The sequence below is a fragment of the Pseudomonas tritici genome, from assembly GCF_014268275.3.
In the GTDB taxonomy this organism is placed as follows: Bacteria; Pseudomonadota; Gammaproteobacteria; order Pseudomonadales; family Pseudomonadaceae; genus Aquipseudomonas; species Aquipseudomonas tritici.
The window spans coordinates 6,053,721-6,069,214 of the sequence record NZ_CP077084.1; the positions used below are offsets into that span (position 1 = coordinate 6,053,721).

18 protein-coding genes are annotated in these 15,494 nt (G+C 60.6%); 10 read left to right on the plus strand and 8 right to left on the minus strand.

Features of this window, described 5'->3' with window-relative positions:
* The first annotated feature begins 92 nt into the window (after nt 1-92).
* The 6 genes from metX to HU722_RS27855 are packed head-to-tail and all read left to right on the plus strand — an operon-like array spanning nt 93 to nt 4,450.
* Nucleotides 93-1,232, plus strand: coding sequence for a homoserine O-succinyltransferase MetX (metX, locus tag HU722_RS27830; protein WP_065871950.1), 1,140 nt, complete (start codon nt 93-95; stop codon nt 1,230-1,232).
* A gap of 7 nt (nt 1,233-1,239) precedes the next feature.
* Nucleotides 1,240-1,860, plus strand: a complete 621-nt coding sequence (metW, locus tag HU722_RS27835) for a methionine biosynthesis protein MetW (RefSeq protein ID WP_057006516.1) — start codon at nt 1,240-1,242, stop codon at nt 1,858-1,860.
* A 22-nt stretch (nt 1,861-1,882) separates the two neighbouring features.
* A complete protein-coding gene (locus HU722_RS27840; protein ID WP_065871951.1) occupies nt 1,883-2,317 on the plus strand; it encodes a DUF4426 domain-containing protein in 435 nt (144 codons plus the stop codon).
* Entirely contained in the window at nt 2,314-2,910 is a 597-nt protein-coding gene (gene rdgB / locus HU722_RS27845) for an RdgB/HAM1 family non-canonical purine NTP pyrophosphatase (protein WP_065871952.1), read from the plus strand. The genes HU722_RS27840 and rdgB overlap by 4 nt, the downstream gene beginning before the upstream one ends.
* Nucleotides 2,907-4,109: a radical SAM family heme chaperone HemW gene (hemW, locus tag HU722_RS27850; RefSeq protein WP_065871953.1), complete on the plus strand. Its 1,203-nt coding sequence runs from the start codon at nt 2,907-2,909 to the stop codon at nt 4,107-4,109. Before rdgB ends, hemW begins: the two co-directional genes overlap by 4 nt.
* A 17-nt stretch (nt 4,110-4,126) precedes the next feature.
* Complete coding sequence (locus tag HU722_RS27855) at nt 4,127-4,450, plus strand: DUF3392 domain-containing protein (RefSeq protein WP_010207241.1); 324 nt, start codon at nt 4,127-4,129, stop codon at nt 4,448-4,450.
* Between the two features lie 144 nt (nt 4,451-4,594).
* Here the strand turns inward: HU722_RS27855 and trmB are convergent, their stop codons facing one another.
* The 4 genes from trmB to HU722_RS27875 all read right to left on the minus strand — a co-directional run bounded on the left by trmB (nt 4,595) and on the right by HU722_RS27875 (nt 6,827).
* On the minus strand, nt 4,595-5,320 hold the full coding sequence (gene trmB, locus HU722_RS27860) for a tRNA (guanosine(46)-N7)-methyltransferase TrmB (RefSeq protein WP_065891351.1): 726 nt from the start codon (nt 5,318-5,320) through the stop codon (nt 4,595-4,597).
* A gap of 9 nt (nt 5,321-5,329) precedes the next feature.
* Nucleotides 5,330-6,124 carry a thiazole synthase gene (locus tag HU722_RS27865; protein WP_065871955.1) on the minus strand — a complete coding sequence of 265 codons (795 nt, stop codon included), beginning with the start codon at nt 6,122-6,124 and terminating at the stop codon, nt 5,330-5,332.
* Nucleotides 6,125-6,177: 53 nt separating this feature from the next.
* On the minus strand, nt 6,178-6,378 hold the full coding sequence (gene thiS / locus HU722_RS27870) for a sulfur carrier protein ThiS (RefSeq protein WP_175403039.1): 201 nt from the start codon (nt 6,376-6,378) through the stop codon (nt 6,178-6,180).
* A 71-nt stretch (nt 6,379-6,449) separates the two neighbouring features.
* A complete protein-coding gene (locus HU722_RS27875; RefSeq protein ID WP_065871957.1) occupies nt 6,450-6,827 on the minus strand; it encodes a DUF423 domain-containing protein in 378 nt (125 codons plus the stop codon).
* 74 nt (nt 6,828-6,901) lie between these two features.
* Here HU722_RS27875 and mtgA point away from each other — a divergent pair, with 74 nt between their 5' ends.
* Nucleotides 6,902-7,624, plus strand: a complete 723-nt coding sequence (gene mtgA, locus HU722_RS27880) for a monofunctional biosynthetic peptidoglycan transglycosylase (RefSeq protein WP_065880189.1) — start codon at nt 6,902-6,904, stop codon at nt 7,622-7,624.
* A gap of 88 nt (nt 7,625-7,712) precedes the next feature.
* Here the strand turns inward: mtgA and rpoH are convergent, their stop codons facing one another.
* The 4 genes from rpoH to ftsY form a co-directional block, all read right to left on the minus strand.
* Nucleotides 7,713-8,567, minus strand: coding sequence for an RNA polymerase sigma factor RpoH (rpoH, locus tag HU722_RS27885; protein ID WP_003176698.1), 855 nt, complete (start codon nt 8,565-8,567; stop codon nt 7,713-7,715).
* Between the two features lie 129 nt (nt 8,568-8,696).
* A complete protein-coding gene (gene ftsX, locus HU722_RS27890; protein ID WP_065871959.1) occupies nt 8,697-9,722 on the minus strand; it encodes a permease-like cell division protein FtsX in 1,026 nt (341 codons plus the stop codon).
* Nucleotides 9,719-10,390, minus strand: coding sequence for a cell division ATP-binding protein FtsE (gene ftsE, locus HU722_RS27895; protein WP_003213784.1), 672 nt, complete (start codon nt 10,388-10,390; stop codon nt 9,719-9,721). The genes ftsX and ftsE overlap by 4 nt, the downstream gene beginning before the upstream one ends.
* Nucleotides 10,387-11,799: a signal recognition particle-docking protein FtsY gene (gene ftsY, locus HU722_RS27900; protein WP_065871960.1), complete on the minus strand. Its 1,413-nt coding sequence runs from the start codon at nt 11,797-11,799 to the stop codon at nt 10,387-10,389. Before ftsY ends, ftsE begins: the two co-directional genes overlap by 4 nt.
* 232 nt (nt 11,800-12,031) lie before the next feature.
* Here ftsY and HU722_RS27905 point away from each other — a divergent pair, with 232 nt between their 5' ends.
* The 3 genes from HU722_RS27905 to rsmD are packed head-to-tail and all read left to right on the plus strand — an operon-like array spanning nt 12,032 to nt 15,487.
* Nucleotides 12,032-13,387, plus strand: coding sequence for a M16 family metallopeptidase (locus HU722_RS27905; protein ID WP_065871961.1), 1,356 nt, complete (start codon nt 12,032-12,034; stop codon nt 13,385-13,387).
* Nucleotides 13,380-14,870 carry a M16 family metallopeptidase gene (locus HU722_RS27910; RefSeq protein WP_065871962.1) on the plus strand — a complete coding sequence of 497 codons (1,491 nt, stop codon included), beginning with the start codon at nt 13,380-13,382 and terminating at the stop codon, nt 14,868-14,870. Before HU722_RS27905 ends, HU722_RS27910 begins: the two co-directional genes overlap by 8 nt.
* Nucleotides 14,870-15,487 carry a 16S rRNA (guanine(966)-N(2))-methyltransferase RsmD gene (gene rsmD / locus HU722_RS27915; RefSeq protein ID WP_065871963.1) on the plus strand — a complete coding sequence of 206 codons (618 nt, stop codon included), beginning with the start codon at nt 14,870-14,872 and terminating at the stop codon, nt 15,485-15,487. Before HU722_RS27910 ends, rsmD begins: the two co-directional genes overlap by 1 nt.
* Nucleotides 15,488-15,494: the final 7 nt, after the last annotated feature.

Here is a 15,494-nt window from a genome sequence, read left to right on the forward strand (position 1 = left end):
CTGGGTATCGAATTCAATCCGTGCAGGCCTTTGCTTGCCGCTAGGTGCAGCGGTCTTTAGACTTACGCCTCATTTAAACGAGAGCAGGGTCGATGCCAACTGCCTTTCCCCCAGATTCTGTTGGACTGGTCGTGCCCCAAGTGGCGCACTTCAGCGAACCGCTGGCCCTGGCCTGCGGCCGTTCGCTGCCTGCCTATGACCTGATCTACGAAACCTACGGCCAACTGAACGCCACGGCGAGCAATGCCGTGCTGATCTGCCACGCCTTGTCCGGCCATCATCATGCAGCCGGTTTCCACTCCGTCGACGAGCGCAAGCCTGGCTGGTGGGACAGTTGCATCGGCCCTGGCAAACCCATCGACACCAACAGATTCTTTGTTGTCAGCCTGAATAACCTCGGCGGCTGCAACGGCTCCACCGGCCCCAGCAGTATCAACCCGGAAACCGGCAAGCCGTTCGGCGCCGACTTCCCGGTGCTGACCGTGGAAGACTGGGTGCACAGCCAGGCGCGCCTTGCCGACCTGTTGGGTATCAATCAATGGGCAGCTGTGATCGGCGGTAGCCTGGGTGGCATGCAGGCGCTGCAATGGACCATCACTTACCCGGATCGCGTGCGCCATTGCCTGGCTATCGCTTCGGCGCCCAAGTTGTCGGCGCAGAACATCGCCTTCAACGAAGTGGCGCGCCAGGCCATCCTCACCGACCCCGAGTTCCACGGTGGTTCGTTCCAGGAAGCGGGTGTGATTCCCAAGCGCGGCTTGATGCTGGCGCGCATGGTCGGGCACATCACCTACCTGTCCGATGATTCCATGGGTGAAAAATTCGGCCGTGGCCTCAAGAGCGAAAAGCTCAACTACGACTTCCACAGTGTTGAGTTCCAGGTGGAAAGCTACCTGCGTTATCAAGGCGAGGAATTCTCGGGACGTTTCGACGCCAACACGTACTTGCTGATGACCAAGGCCCTGGACTACTTCGACCCGGCCGCCAACCACGACGACGACCTGGCAAAAACCTTCGAAGGCGCCACGGCCAAGTTTTGCGTGATGTCCTTCACCACCGACTGGCGCTTCTCGCCGGCGCGCTCGCGTGAGCTGGTGGATGCGCTGATGGCTGCGCGCAAAGACGTCTGCTACCTGGAGATCGATGCTCCGCAAGGCCACGACGCCTTCCTGATCCCGATCCCACGCTACTTGCAGGCCTTCAGCAATTACATGAACCGCATAACTTTGTGAGAACGCCATGAGAGCCGACCTGGACATCATCCAAGACTGGATCCCCGCCGGCAGCCGCGTGCTCGACCTGGGCTGTGGCGATGGCGAACTGCTGAGTTGGCTGCGCGACCACAAGCAAGTCACCGGCTACGGCCTGGAAAACGACCCTGACAACATCGCCCAGTGCGTGGCCAAGGGCATCAACGTGATCGAACAGGACCTGGACAAGGGCCTGGGCAACTTTGCCAGCAACAGTTTCGACATCGTGGTGATGACCCAGGCGCTACAGGCGGTGCACTACCCGGATCGCATCCTTGACGAAATGCTACGCGTCGGCCGCCAATGCATCATCACCTTTCCCAACTTCGGTCACTGGCGCTGCCGCTGGTACCTGGCCACCAAGGGCCGCATGCCGGTATCGGACTTCCTGCCCTACACCTGGTACAACACGCCGAACATCCACTTCTGCACTTTCGAAGACTTCGAAGCCTTGTGTAGCGAGCGTGAAGCCAAGGTGATCAACCGCCTTGCCGTCGATCAACAGCATCGCCACGGTTGGGCGAGTAAGCTATGGCCCAATCTGTTGGGTGAAATTGGTATTTACCGGGTCAGTAGTCCTGGCCTGACCGACCACAAAATTGCCGTCTAATCATCTTTCAAGAGGGACGTTCATGAGTCGTTTGGCTGTTTTTCTATTGACCGCTTGCCTGGGTGCCAGCGCCATGGCCGCGGACGCTATCGACGCAAATCGCAAGAAAGACTTCGGCGATATCACTGTCCACTACAACACCTTCACTTCCAGCTTCCTGCAGCCGGAAACCGCCCAGAAGATCGGCGTGGTGCGCAGCAAGGAGAAGGGTTTGATCAACGTCACCGTGATCAAGGGCGTAACCCCGGTGGCGGCGCAAGTGACGGGCACCATCAAGGATTTGGGCGGTAAGAGCGAGATACTGACGTTCAAGCAAATCGAAGAAAAAGGCGGGATTAATTACCTCGCGCCTTACTCCGTGACGCAGCGCGAATACAAGACGTTTACCATCAATGTTGAAACCGGTGGCAAAGCCCATAGCTTCCAATTCAACCAGGAACTGTTTCCGGCGCAATGATGAACCTAACCCAACTCGTACTCGCCAGCCACAACGCCGGCAAGCTTAAAGAACTCCAGGCAATGCTCGGCGAATCCGTGCAATTGCGCTCGATTGGCGAGTTCAGCCAGGTGGAGCCGGAAGAGACCGGCCTGTCGTTCGTCGAGAACGCTATCCTCAAGGCACGCAATGCGGCACGTATTTCCGGCCTGCCGGCGCTGGCGGATGACTCGGGCCTGGCGGTGGACTTCCTCGGCGGCGCCCCCGGCATTTACTCGGCACGCTACGCCGACGGCAAAGGCGACGCGGCCAACAACGCCAAGCTGCTCGACGCCCTCAAGGATGTACCGGACGCGATGCGCGGCGCGCAGTTCGTGTGTGTGCTGGCCCTGGTGCGACATGCCGATGATCCATTGCCGATCCTGTGCGAAGGCCTGTGGCACGGGCGCATTCTGCATGCGGCCAGCGGCGAGCATGGTTTTGGCTATGACCCACTGTTCTGGGTGCCGGAACGTAATGTCTCGAGCGCCGAGTTGAGCCCTGCCGACAAGAACCAGATCAGCCACCGTGCTCGCGCAATGGATTTGCTGCGCCAACGCCTGAGCCTGAAATGACCCAGAACACCTCCGCGCAGCCGCTGATCCACGGCGGCGCGCAAACACCCCGGGCGGCCCTGCCTGTGCTGCCGCCCCTGGCGCTGTATATCCACATCCCGTGGTGCGTGCGCAAATGCCCCTATTGCGACTTCAACTCCCACACCGCCAGCAAGGTGCTGCCGGAAGAAGAGTATGTGGACGCCTTGCTGGCCGATCTCGATCAGGACCTGCATGCGGTTTACGGTCGCGAACTGAGTTCGATCTTCTTTGGTGGTGGTACGCCCAGCCTGTTCAGCGCCGCAGCGCTGGGCCGCTTGCTTGAGGGCGTGAAAGCGCGCATCCCGTTTGCCAGCGATATAGAGATCACCCTGGAAGCCAACCCAGGGACGTTCGAGCAAGAGAAGTTCGTGGCTTATCGCAAGCTGGGGATCAATCGCCTGTCCATCGGCATCCAGAGTTTCCAGCAGGAAAAGCTCCAGGCCTTGGGACGTATCCACAATGGTGATGAAGCCGTGCGTGCAGCGGGCATGGCGCGCCTGGCCGGGTTTGATAACTTCAACCTGGACTTGATGCACGGTTTGCCCGATCAGTCCCTGGACGACGCGTTGAGCGATTTGCGCCAAGCCATCGCGCTCAAACCCACGCACTTGTCGTGGTACCAACTGACCCTGGAGCCCAACACCGTATTCTGGAACCAGCCGCCCGCGCTGCCGGAAGACGATACGCTGTGGGATATTCAGGAAGCGGGCCAGGCGCTGCTTGCTGAACACGGTTACGCGCAATACGAAGTCTCGGCCTATGCCCAGCCAGGTCGCCCGGCGCGGCATAACCTGAACTACTGGAGCTTCGGTGACTTTATCGGCATCGGCGCCGGCGCCCACGGCAAACTCAGCCATCCGGATGGGCGCATCGTGCGCACCTGGAAGACGCGAGCGCCGAAGGACTATCTCAACCCGGCTAAAAGCTTTCAGGCTGGGGCGAAAGAGCTGACTAACGAGGAACTGCCGTTTGAGTTCCTGATGAACGCTTTGCGGCTGACTGAAGGCGTGGAATCAAGACTCTATGCCGAACGCACCGGCCTTGATCTGGCAAGCCTGGATGAAGCACGCACGGATGCAGAACAAAGCGGCTTAATGCAGGTCGAACCGTCACGCCTGGCGGCGACCGACCGCGGGCAACTCTTTCTCAATGACCTGCTGCAGAAGTTTTTGAGCTGACGCTCTAAGGAAATCGAATGGATTTGGTACTCGACCTGCTCGCCACCGTATCCCGCTGGAGCCGCAGCAACCTGTCGGAAATATCCTTGGCCCTTGTCGGCTGTTTGCTGGTGTTGTTTGGCGCTGATATCAAAGGCTGGGTAGAAGCCCGCCTGGGCAGCGTCGCCGGCGCATTGCGCGTACCGTTGATGGCGCTGCTGTGCATGATCGGCAGCGGCGCGGCGTTGATCTATGCCACGCCGTGGATTGTGCGAGGGTTGAGCCAGTTCAATAACTACAGCCTGGCACCGGTGTTGGTGGTGGTGCTGGTGTTGATTGGCGTGGTTGCCGACCGTCGCTGACCTCAGCTACAACACAAAAGCAAATGTGGGAGCGGGCTTGCTCGCGAATACGGTGGATCAGTCGACATTTTCAGTGACTGACACACCGCATTCGCGAGCAAGCCCGCTCCCACATTTTTGACTGCATTCCAAGCTAGTGGCCTGTCAGTCAACCTTCTCGAACTTCAAATCCCAAACCCCATGCCCCAATCGCTCGCCGCGACGTTCGAACTTGGTGATCGGGCGTTCAGCCGGGCGTGGCACGCATTTGCCGTCTTCGGCCAGGTTGCGGTAGCCAGGGGCCACGCTCATGACTTCCAGCATGTATTCCGCGTAAGGTTCCCAGTCGGTGGCCATGTGCAAGATGCCGCCGACTTTGAGCTTGCTGCGCACCAGCTCCGCGAAGGACGCCTGGACGATACGACGCTTGTGGTGACGGGATTTATGCCAAGGATCAGGGAAGAACAGCATCAGGCGATCAAGGCTGTTGTCGGCGATGCAGCGGTTGAGCACTTCGATCGCGTCGCAGTCGTAGACCCGCAGGTTGGTCAACCCTTGGGTCAACACGCCGTTGAGCAGCGCGCCAACACCCGGGCGGTGCACTTCAACACCGATGAAATCCTGTTCTGGCGAGGCTGCGGCCATTTCCAGCAGGGAGTGGCCCATGCCGAAGCCGATTTCCAGGGAACGCGGGGCCGAACGGCCGAATACCTGGTCGTAATCCACCGGCGCGTCGGCCAGGGGCAGCACAAACAATGGCGTGCCTTGCTCCAGGCCCTTTTGCTGGCCTTCGGTCATGCGACCGGCGCGCATCACAAAACTCTTGATGCGGCGATGCTTGGACTCGTCGGCTTCGTCCAGAGTGTTCGGCGTTTCGTTTGATTCAGTCATCAATGGCTCTTACTTGATCAGACCATCCAGCGGCGAGGAGGCGCTGGCGTAGAGTTTTTTTGGCATGCGACCGGCGAGGTACGCCAGGCGGCCCGCGACGATGGCGTGTTTCATGGCTTCGGCCATCATGATTGGCTGTTGGGCATGGGCGATGGCTGAGTTCATCAGCACCGCGTCGCAGCCCAGTTCCATGGCGATGGTAGCGTCGGAGGCAGTGCCTACGCCCGCGTCCACCAGTACGGGAATATTGGCTTCTTCGAGGATGATCTGCAGGTTGTACGGATTGCAGATACCCAGGCCGGAACCGATCAGACCGGCCAGCGGCATTACGGCGATACAACCGATTTCGGCCAGTTGGCGCGCGATGATCGGGTCATCGCTGGTGTAGACCATCACGTCGAAGCCTTCCTTGACCAGCGTTTCAGCAGCCTTGAGGGTCTCGATCACGTTGGGAAACAGGGTTTTCTGGTCGGCCAGCACTTCCAGCTTCACCAGATTATGGCCGTCGAGCAGCTCACGGGCCAGGCGGCAGGTGCGCACGGCTTCGATGGCGTCATAGCACCCGGCGGTGTTCGGCAAGAAGGTGTAGCGATCCGGCGAGAGGACTTCGAGCAGGTTCGGCTCGCCTTCTATCTGGCCGAGGTTGGTGCGGCGCACGGCGAAGGTGACGATCTCGGCGCCCGAGGCTTCGATGGCCAGACGGGTTTCTTCCATGTCGCGGTACTTGCCGGTACCCACTAACAGGCGGGACTGGTAGGTACGACCGGCCAGGACGAAGGGCTTGTCGCTACGAACGATGCTCATGGGAAATCCTCGAAATGGGGGTGAGGTTCTGCAGAATTCAGCAAGCTGCGCGACTAGCCGCCGCCGATGGCGTGGACCACTTCGACCTGGTCACCGTCGGTGAGCGCGGTCTCGGCGTGCTGGCTACGCGGGACGATATCCAGGTTGAGTTCCACTGCGACGCGACGCCCGGTCAGGTCCAGACGGGTCAGCAGGGCCGCAACGGTTTCACCGTCGGGCAGTTCAAGGAATTCGCCGTTCAACTGAATGCGCATGCCAGGGGCCGCCATCGTTTTTAGGGGCCAGCATTCTAGCCCGATTGACGTAGCGGGCCCAAGTCCCTCGGTCAGATCGCCTGCAAACGCCAGGCAGCCAAACCAAGGAAGAACCAGCCGAGCAGAAAAGCCAGGCCACCAAATGGCGTGATGATGCCGAGCTTGCTGATACCGGTCATCGTCAGCACATACAGGCTGCCGGAGAACAGCAGGATGCCGATGACAAAGGAGATGCCCGCCCAGGTGACCAGCCGACCCGGAATGTGCGCAGCCAACAGTGCCACGCCAAACAGGGCCAGGGTGTGCACCAGTTGGTAGGTCACGCCGGTATGGAAGATCGCCAGGTATTCGGCGCTCAGACGATTCTTCAGGCCGTGGGCGGCGAAGGCGCCAAGGGCGACACCGGTGAAGCCGAAAAAGGCAGCCAGCATCAGAAAGCTACGCAGCATGAGGAACTCCAGTCAGACTCATCGGGCAGGGTCTGTATAATGGCCCGCTCAACGGGTTCGGCCAAGCCATCTCTATGCTGCGTGTCCTCTTCAAACGCTTTCTCAACGTCGTCAAATGGTTCGCCATCGGCAGTGTGCTGTTGGTGCTGCTGTTTCGCTTCGTCCCGCCGCCCTTCACTGCGCTGATGGTGGAGCGCAAGGTCGAATCCTGGTTTGACGGCGAGCCCATCGACCTGCAGCGCAGCTGGGTGCCGTGGGACGAGATCTCCGATGACCTCAAAATGGCGGTGATGGCCGGTGAAGACCAGCGTTTCCCGCAGCACTGGGGCTTTGATTTCGGCGCAATCCAGGCGGCGATCCAGCACAACGAGCGCGGCGGTTCGATACGCGGCGCCAGCACATTGAGCCAGCAGGTGTCGAAAAACCTGTTCCTGTGGGCCGGCCGCAGTTATTTGCGTAAAGGCCTGGAGGTTTGGTTTACCGGGCTGATCGAGGTGTTGTGGCCCAAGCAGCGGATTCTTGAGGTGTACCTCAACAGCGTTGAGTGGGATGAAGGGGTGTTTGGCGCAGAAGCGGCAGCGCGGCATCACTTTGGGGTAAGTGCCAAGGGGCTTTCGCGTCAACAGGCCAGCTATTTGGCCGCCGTACTGCCTAACCCGCGGGTCTGGAGTGCCAGCCATCCGACGGCGTATGTGGCAAGGCGCGCGGCGTGGATTCGGCAGCAGATGAGCCAGTTGGGTGGGGATGGTTATCTGGTTGAGTTGAATAACGCCCGCAAGGCCCCCTGGTCCGACTGAACCAACCTCTCTCTACGGTAGTTAATAGATGCAAACAAAAATGCCCCGATCTCTCGATCGGGGCATTTTTTTGGCTTTTCGCAGCGTTTTAGGCGGCGATCGACAACTTAAGCTTGTTCATCGCGCTTTTCTCAAGCTGACGAATCCGCTCGGCCGACACGTTGTACTTCTGTGCCAGGTCGTGCAGCGTGGCTTTTTCTTCCGCCAGCCAGCGCTGGTAGAGAATGTCACGGCTGCGGTCGTCCAGCACTTCCAACGCTTCATGCAGGTTGTGGTTGGAGTTGTCGCTCCAGTCCGCATCCTCCAACTGACGCGCCGGGTCGTACCGGTGGTCTTCCAGGTAGTTGGCAGGCGATTGGAAGGCGCTGTCGTCGTCCGCTTCGGCGGCCGGGTCGAAGGCCATGTCATGGCCGGTCAGGCGGCTTTCCATCTCGCGCACTTCACGGGGCTCCACGCCGAGGCTTTCGGCCACACGGTGGACTTCCTCGTTATTCAGCCACGCCAGGCGTTTCTTCTGGCTGCGCAGGTTGAAGAACAGCTTGCGCTGGGCCTTGGTGGTCGCGACTTTCACGATGCGCCAGTTGCGCAGGATGAACTCGTGGATTTCCGCCTTGATCCAGTGCACGGCAAACGACACCAGGCGCACACCCATTTCAGGGTTGAAGCGCTTGACCGCCTTCATCAGGCCAACATTGCCTTCCTGGATCAGGTCAGCCTGGGCCAGGCCGTAGCCGCTATAGCTACGGGCGATATGTACGACAAAACGCAGGTGGGCGAGCACCATCTGCCGAGCCGCCCCCAAATCCTGCTCATAGTAGAGACTCTCGGCCAGTTCACGCTCCTGCTCGGGCGTCAGCAATGGAATGCTGTTCACCGTGTGCACATAGGCTTCCAGGTTCGCACCCGGCACCAAGGCATAAGCAGGTTGCAAAGAAGTGGTCATACGAAAAAACCTCCGACTCACATAACTCGTGCAGTTCAGCACTGCGAAAATTGACCGGGAACCGTAGGACAAGTTCCCTAAACCACTGATACGGTCAATACAAACGAAACCACATTAATCTGACATTAACTACTTCGGTGCCAGCTCACGTAAATGCCGTGCAACCGCAATCCAGGCACCGATATACCCCAACAATACTGCGCCAAGCAAGAGGCTCAGACCATCGGCGACCGGCACACCGGCCAAGGCGAAATCACTGCCATAAAGTCCGGCAAGCCCGACAACTGCGTCGTTCAGCCAGTCAAGGCCAAAAGCCAGTACGCCCCAGGACAAAATCCCGGCACCGAAGCCATAAAGCGCGCCCATGTACAGAAAAGGACGACGCACATAGCTGTCCGTGCCGCCGACCAGTTTAATCACTTCTATCTCGGTGCGACGGTTTTCAATATGAAGACGAATGGTATTACCTATCACCAAAAGTAATGCAGAGACCAACAGCACCGTCAAACCGAACACAAACCGGTCGCCCAGCTTCAGGATAGCCGCCAGCCGCTCAACCCAGACTAGATCAAGTTGCGCCTGTTGCACCTTGGGCATCTCTGCGAGTTTTTGTCGCAGGGCTTCCAGCGCTGGCTTATCGACTTCATTCGGCGTTACCAGAACCACGCCCGGCAGCGGGTTCTGCGGCAGCTCCTTGAGCGCCTCGCCCAGGCCGGATTGCTGCTGGAACTCTTCAAGGGCCTGATCACGGCTGATGTACTCAGCCTCCGCCACGCCGGGCATATTCTTGATGTCATCGCGCAAGGACTCGCCGTCTTTGGCGCTGGCGTCGATGTTCAAGTACAGGGAAATCTGCGCCGCGCGCTGCCAGGAACCGCCCAGTCGCTCCACATTATTGAGCAGCAACGACAAACCCATCGGCAGGCTCAACGCCACAGCCATCACCAGGCAGGTGAAAAAGCTGCCGATCGGCTGCTTGCCCAGGCGACGCAGGCTGTCGAGCAGGCTGGCGCGATGACTTTCGATCCAGGCACGCAGCAAGGTGCTGAAGTCCGGGCCGTCGTCGTCGTCGTGTTTTTTCTTCTTCTGCGGTTGCGGGTCTGCCGGTTTCGGCGCCACGCGCTCGGAGACTTTAGGGCTGCGTGTTGCACTCATACGCCGGCCTCCCCGTCACCAATCAGGCGGCCGCGCTGCAGGGTGAGCATGCGATGGCGCATGCGCGCGATCAGCGCCAGGTCGTGGCTGGCGATCAGCACGCTGGTGCCCAGGCGGTTAATGTCTTCGAATACCCCCATGATCTCCGCCGCCAGTCGCGGGTCGAGGTTACCGGTGGGCTCATCCGCCAGCAGCAAGGCCGGGCGATGCACAATGGCGCGGGCGATGCCGACACGCTGTTGCTGGCCGGTGGACAGGTCGCCGGGGTAGAGGTCTGTCTTGTCCGACAGCGCCACACGCTCCAGGGCCGAATCCACGCGCTTGACGATCTCGGCCTTGGACAGCCCGAGTATCTGCAACGGCAGCGCGATGTTATTGAATACGGTGCGGTCGAACAGCAACTGGTGGTTCTGGAACACCACGCCGATCTGGCGGCGCAGGAAAGGAATCTGCGCATTGCTGATAGTGGCCAGATCCTGGCCCGCCAGCAGCAGTTTGCCGGTGGTTGGGCGCTCCATGGCCAGCAGCAGGCGCAGCAAGGTACTTTTGCCTGCACCGGAATGGCCGGTGACAAACAAGAATTCGCCACGACGCACTCGAAAGCTCAGCTCATGCAAGCCGACATGCCCGTTGGCATAGCGTTTACCGACCTGTTCGAATCGAATCATGAACGCTCCCGCTCGGCAAACAGTGCCTGTACAAAGGGTTCGGCTTCAAAGGTGCGCAGGTCGTCGATGCCTTCACCGACGCCGATGTAACGAATCGGCAACCCGAACTGTTTGGCCAGGGCGAAGATCACACCGCCCTTGGCCGTGCCGTCGAGCTTAGTCAATGCCAGGCCGGTCAGTTGCACCGTCTGGTTGAATTGTTTGGCTTGGCTGATGGCGTTCTGGCCGGTACCAGCGTCGAGCACCAGCAGCACTTCGTGCGGCGCGTCTGCATCGAGCTTGCCGATCACGCGGCGCACTTTCTTCAGCTCTTCCATCAAATTGTCTTTGGTGTGCAGGCGACCGGCGGTATCGGCGATCAGCACGTCGATATTGCGCGCCTTGGCGGCTTGCACGGCATCGAAGATCACCGAGGCGGAATCGGCGCCGGTATGCTGGGCGATGACCGGGATCTTGTTGCGCTCGCCCCAAACCTGCAATTGCTCCACCGCGGCAGCACGGAAGGTATCGCCCGCGGCCAGCATGACCTTCTTGCCTTCCGACTGCAGTTTCTTGGCCAATTTACCAATGGTGGTGGTCTTGCCGGCGCCGTTGACGCCCACGACCAGGATCACGAACGGCTTGTTCGGGGTGATCACCAGCGGCGCTTCCACCGGCTTGAGCATGGCGGCCAGCTCGGCCTGCAGGGATTTGTACAGCGCGTCGGCGTCGGTCAGCTGCTTGCGCGCGACTTTCTGGGTCAGGCTCTGGATGATCACGGCGGTGGCTTCGACGCCCACGTCGGCGGTGAGCAGACGGGTTTCGATGTCTTCCAGCAGTTCGTCATCAATGACTTTTTTGCCGAGGAACAGGCTGGCCATGCCTTCGCCGATGCTGGCGCTGGTTTTGCTCAGGCCTTGTTTGAGGCGGGTGAAGAAGCCAGCTTTGCTGGTTTCTGCAGTGGCGGCGACAGGCTCGGGCTCGACGGCGGCAGGCGCGGCAACGGCAACGGCAACAGGCGCGGGTTCGACGACCACTGGCGCAGGCGCTTCAACGACGGGCGGCGCTTCGACCACAACGTCAACCGGCTCAACCACGGCCGGAATCGGCGGTGCCACATGCTCGGCCTGCACATCTTCAACCAACGCCACAGGCTCTTCGGCCACCGGCAACTCAGGCCACGGCTTGTGCTCTTGCTCTGGCTCAACCTCTGCCAGCGGCTGCAACACCGGCTCAGCCATCGGCAACACCACCGGCGCTGGCGTTTCAGCGACCGGTTCGGCTTCTACTATAGGGTCTGGGATCGGTTCAGCGTGAACCTGCGGCTGTTCAGCGACGGTTTCCTGCGGCTTTTTGCGCAGCCATCCGAACAGGCCTTTCTTCTCGCCAGCCGCAGCTGGGGTCTTCTTGTCGTCGTTGGAACCAAACATGGAGACGGCTATCTCAAGGTAGCGACGCGCCAAGGGGCGCTTCGGTAAATAAAATTCGATGCGTAACAGACTGTTTTTTAGCCAGCTCGTTCATGCGCAACATTTTGTAAGGCCTAAATAGGGCCTCAACAGGACCGCCGCAGTGGCCGTCCCTTAGTCGGATCAGTATCCTAGCACCTCCTCGCCCGCCGACGCTAAGACCAAGCGGGCAGCCCAACAGGTTTAAAAACGAATGAATGCTCTAGCCCGCCGCGCCGCAGGCCTGCTGTTCGGTACAGTTTGTCTGCCTCTTTCAGCCTTGGCTGCCGATCCACAACCCACCCATGAATTCACCCTCGACAACGGCCTCAAGGTGGTCGTGCGCGAAGACCATCGCGCTCCGGTGGTGGTTTCCCAGGTTTGGTACAAGGTTGGTTCGAGCTATGAAACCCCGGGGCAGACCGGTTTGTCCCACGCCCTGGAGCACATGATGTTCAAGGGCAGCGCGAAAGTGGGCCCCGGCGAAGCGTCGCTGATCCTGCGCGACCTCGGCGCCGAAGAAAACGCGTTCACCAGTGACGACTACACCGCTTATTACCAAGTGCTGGCCCGCGACCGCCTGGGCGTGGCCTTTGAACTGGAAGCCGATCGCATGGCCAGCCTGCGCTTGCCGGCCGACGAGTTCAGCCGCGAGATCGAGGTGATCAAGGAAGAGCGCCGTCTGCGCACCGATGATAATCCGATGTCCAAGGCCTATGAGCGCTTCAAGGCCATGGCCTTCCCGGCCAGCGGTTATCACACGCCGACCATCGGCTGGATGGCCGACCTGGACCGCATGAAGGTCGAAGAGCTGCGCCACTGGTACCAATCCTGGTATGTACCGAACAACGCCACCCTGGTTGTGGTCGGTGATGTGACCCCGGACGAAGTGAAAACCCTGGCCCAACGTTACTTCGGCCCGATCCCCAAGCGTGACGTGCCACCGGCCAAGATCCCGATGGAGCTGGCCGAGCCCGGCGAGCGCCTGCTGACGATGCACGTGCAGACTCAACTGCCGAGCGTGATCCTGGGCTTCAACGTGCCTGGCCTGGCCACCGCCGAAGACAAACGCTCGGTCCAGGCCCTGCGCCTGATCTCGGCCTTGCTGGACGGCGGCTACAGCGCACGCATCTCGGAACAGTTGGAACGTGGCGAGGAACTGGTCTCCGCTGCCTCCACCAACTACGACGCCTACACCCGTGGCGACACCCTGTTCATGCTGACCGCCACCCCCAACCAGCAGAAAAAGAAAACCGTGGCCCAAGCCGAAGCCGGCCTGTGGCGCCTGCTGGAAGAGCTGAAAGCCAAACCACCGACCGCCGAAGAACTGGAACGCATCCGCGCCCAGGTCATTGCCGGCCTGGTCTACCAGCGTGATTCCATCACCAGCCAGGCTACGGCCATCGGCTCGCTGGAAACCGTCGGCCTGTCCTGGAAGCTGATGGACAGCGAACTCGCCGACCTGCAAAGCGTGACCCCGGAAGATATCCAGAAAGCCGCGCGCACCTATTTCACCCGCGAACGTCTCAGCGTCGCCCATGTCCTGCCCCAGGAGACCGCTCATGAGTGATCGCAAAAACAGCCGCCTGATCTTTCCAGGCCTGATCGCTGTCACCTTGATCGCCGCCGGCGCCGTGTACTTCCTGCGCCCGACTGAATCGGTTGCGAGCCCGGCGCTGGAAAAAGCCCAATCGGGCAACACACTGCAATCCCTGGCGGAACTGGACGGCAAGGCGCCGACCAACCGCAAGCTCGACGTGCAAACCTGGAATACCGCCGAAGGCGCCAAGGTGCTGTTCGTCGAAGCCCACGAACTGCCGATGTTCGACGTGCGCATCCTGTTCGCCGCTGGCAGCAGCCAGGACGGCGACGTGCCTGGCCTGGCGCTGATGACCAACGCCATGCTCAACGAAGGCGTGCCGGGCAAGGACGTGAGCCAGATTGCCCGCGACTTTGAAGGCCTGGGCGCGGACTTTGGCAATGGCGCATTTCGCGACATGGCGCTGGTTTCCCTGCGCAGCCTGAGCGACAGCGATAAACGCGACGCCGCCTTGACCCTGTTTGATCAAGTGATCGGCAAGCCCACCTTCCCGGCCGACTCCCTGGCGCGGATCAAGAACCAGATCCTGGCCGGCTTTGAGTACCAGAAGCAAAACCCTGGCAAGCTGGCGAGCCTCGAGCTGTTCAAGCGCTTGTACGGTGACCACCCTTACGCTCACCCGAGCGAAGGCACGCCGCAAAGCGTGCCGAAGATTACCCTGGCGCAGTTGCAGGCGTTCCACGCCAAGGCTTATGCAGCGGGCAACGCGGTGATTGCGGTGGTGGGTGATCTGACCCGCGCCGAAGCTGAAGCCATGACGGCCAAGATTTCCTCATCGCTGCCCAAAGGCCCATCCCTGGCAAAAATCGCCCAGCCGACCGAGCCCAAGCCCGGCCTGACCCGTATCGAGTTCCCGTCCAAGCAGACGCACCTGCTGTTCGCGCAACTGGGTATCGACCGCGCCGACCCGGACTACGCAGCCTTGTCCTTGGGCAACCAGATCCTCGGCGGCGGCGGTTTCGGCACTCGCTTGATGAGTGAAGTGCGTGAAAAGCGCGGCCTGACCTACGGCGTGTACTCTGGTTTCTCGCCGATGCAGGTGCGCGGACCGTTCATGATCAATCTGCAGACCCGCGCCGAAATGAGCGGCGGCACCCTGCGTCTGGTTGAGGATGTGGTGGCCGACTACCTCAAGACCGGCCCGACGCAAAAAGAACTGGATGACGCCAAGCGTGAGCTGGCTGGCAGCTTCCCGCTGTCTACCGCGAGCAACGCCGATATCGTCGGGCAGCTGGGCGCGATGGGTTTCTACAACCTGCCGCTGAGCTATCTGGAAGATTTCATGAAACAATCCCAGGCCCTGACCGTAGAACAGGTCAAGGCTGCAATGAATAAACACTTGAGCGCCGACAAGATGGTCATCGTGACCGCCGGCCCGACGATTGCGCAAAAGCCACTACCGCCCCCCACTGATAAACCCGCCGAGCAGCCGCTCGGGGTTCCGGAGCATTAATGGCCAGTTCATCTCGCCCGAAAAAACCTGTCCACAACGTGCATAACGGTGTGGGCCAGCTGCGCATCATTGGCGGCGAATGGGGCAGCCGCAAGCTGAGCTTCCCCGACGTCGTAGGCCTGCGCCCGACGCCGGATCGCGTGCGCGAAACCCTGTTCAACTGGCTCGCGCCTTACATCGCGGGAGCCAAGGTGCTGGACCCGTTCACGGGCAGCGGCGCGCTGTTCCTGGAGGCGCTGTCCCGTGGTGCCGCCCAAGCGCAGGCACTGGACGCCAGCAATGTGGCCGTCTCCAGCCTCAAGGAACACTTGGGCACCCTGCGTTGCACCAACGGCCAGGTACAAACCGCCGACGCGCTGCGCTACCTGGAAACCCAAGCCGCCAGCCAGTACGACGTGGTATTCCTCGACCCGCCGTTCAATCAGAACCTGCTGCCAACCGTGTGCGCGCTGCTGGAAGAACGCCAATGGCTGGCGCCGGATGCGTGGATCTACACTGAAAGTGAGACTGCGCCTTCGACGTTGGGCTTGCCGGGCGCATGGCGCCTGCACCGGGAGCAGAAGTCCGGGCGGGTGTATTACGCGTTGTGGCACCGTGTGGTCGAAACCGCGGCCTGATCTTTCT

Excerpts from the sequence above, each read along its gene's own strand:
- metX (WP_065871950.1), top strand. The coding sequence starts at position 93 with ATGCCAACTGCCTTTCCCCCAGATTCTGTTGGACTGGTCGTGCCCCAA.
- metW (WP_057006516.1), top strand. The coding sequence starts at position 1,240 with ATGAGAGCCGACCTGGACATCATCCAAGACTGGATCCCCGCCGGCAGC.
- HU722_RS27840 (WP_065871951.1), top strand. The coding sequence starts at position 1,883 with ATGAGTCGTTTGGCTGTTTTTCTATTGACCGCTTGCCTGGGTGCCAGC.
- rdgB (WP_065871952.1), top strand. The coding sequence starts at position 2,314 with ATGATGAACCTAACCCAACTCGTACTCGCCAGCCACAACGCCGGCAAG.
- hemW (WP_065871953.1), top strand. The coding sequence starts at position 2,907 with ATGACCCAGAACACCTCCGCGCAGCCGCTGATCCACGGCGGCGCGCAA.
- HU722_RS27855 (WP_010207241.1), top strand. The coding sequence starts at position 4,127 with ATGGATTTGGTACTCGACCTGCTCGCCACCGTATCCCGCTGGAGCCGC.
- trmB (WP_065891351.1), bottom strand. The coding sequence starts at position 5,320 with ATGACTGAATCAAACGAAACGCCGAACACTCTGGACGAAGCCGACGAG.
- HU722_RS27865 (WP_065871955.1), bottom strand. The coding sequence starts at position 6,124 with ATGAGCATCGTTCGTAGCGACAAGCCCTTCGTCCTGGCCGGTCGTACC.
- thiS (WP_175403039.1), bottom strand. The coding sequence starts at position 6,378 with ATGCGCATTCAGTTGAACGGCGAATTCCTTGAACTGCCCGACGGTGAA.
- HU722_RS27875 (WP_065871957.1), bottom strand. The coding sequence starts at position 6,827 with ATGCTGCGTAGCTTTCTGATGCTGGCTGCCTTTTTCGGCTTCACCGGT.
- mtgA (WP_065880189.1), top strand. The coding sequence starts at position 6,902 with ATGCTGCGTGTCCTCTTCAAACGCTTTCTCAACGTCGTCAAATGGTTC.
- rpoH (WP_003176698.1), bottom strand. The coding sequence starts at position 8,567 with ATGACCACTTCTTTGCAACCTGCTTATGCCTTGGTGCCGGGTGCGAAC.
- ftsX (WP_065871959.1), bottom strand. The coding sequence starts at position 9,722 with ATGAGTGCAACACGCAGCCCTAAAGTCTCCGAGCGCGTGGCGCCGAAA.
- ftsE (WP_003213784.1), bottom strand. The coding sequence starts at position 10,390 with ATGATTCGATTCGAACAGGTCGGTAAACGCTATGCCAACGGGCATGTC.
- ftsY (WP_065871960.1), bottom strand. The coding sequence starts at position 11,799 with ATGTTTGGTTCCAACGACGACAAGAAGACCCCAGCTGCGGCTGGCGAG.
- HU722_RS27905 (WP_065871961.1), top strand. The coding sequence starts at position 12,032 with ATGAATGCTCTAGCCCGCCGCGCCGCAGGCCTGCTGTTCGGTACAGTT.
- HU722_RS27910 (WP_065871962.1), top strand. The coding sequence starts at position 13,380 with ATGAGTGATCGCAAAAACAGCCGCCTGATCTTTCCAGGCCTGATCGCT.
- rsmD (WP_065871963.1), top strand. The coding sequence starts at position 14,870 with ATGGCCAGTTCATCTCGCCCGAAAAAACCTGTCCACAACGTGCATAAC.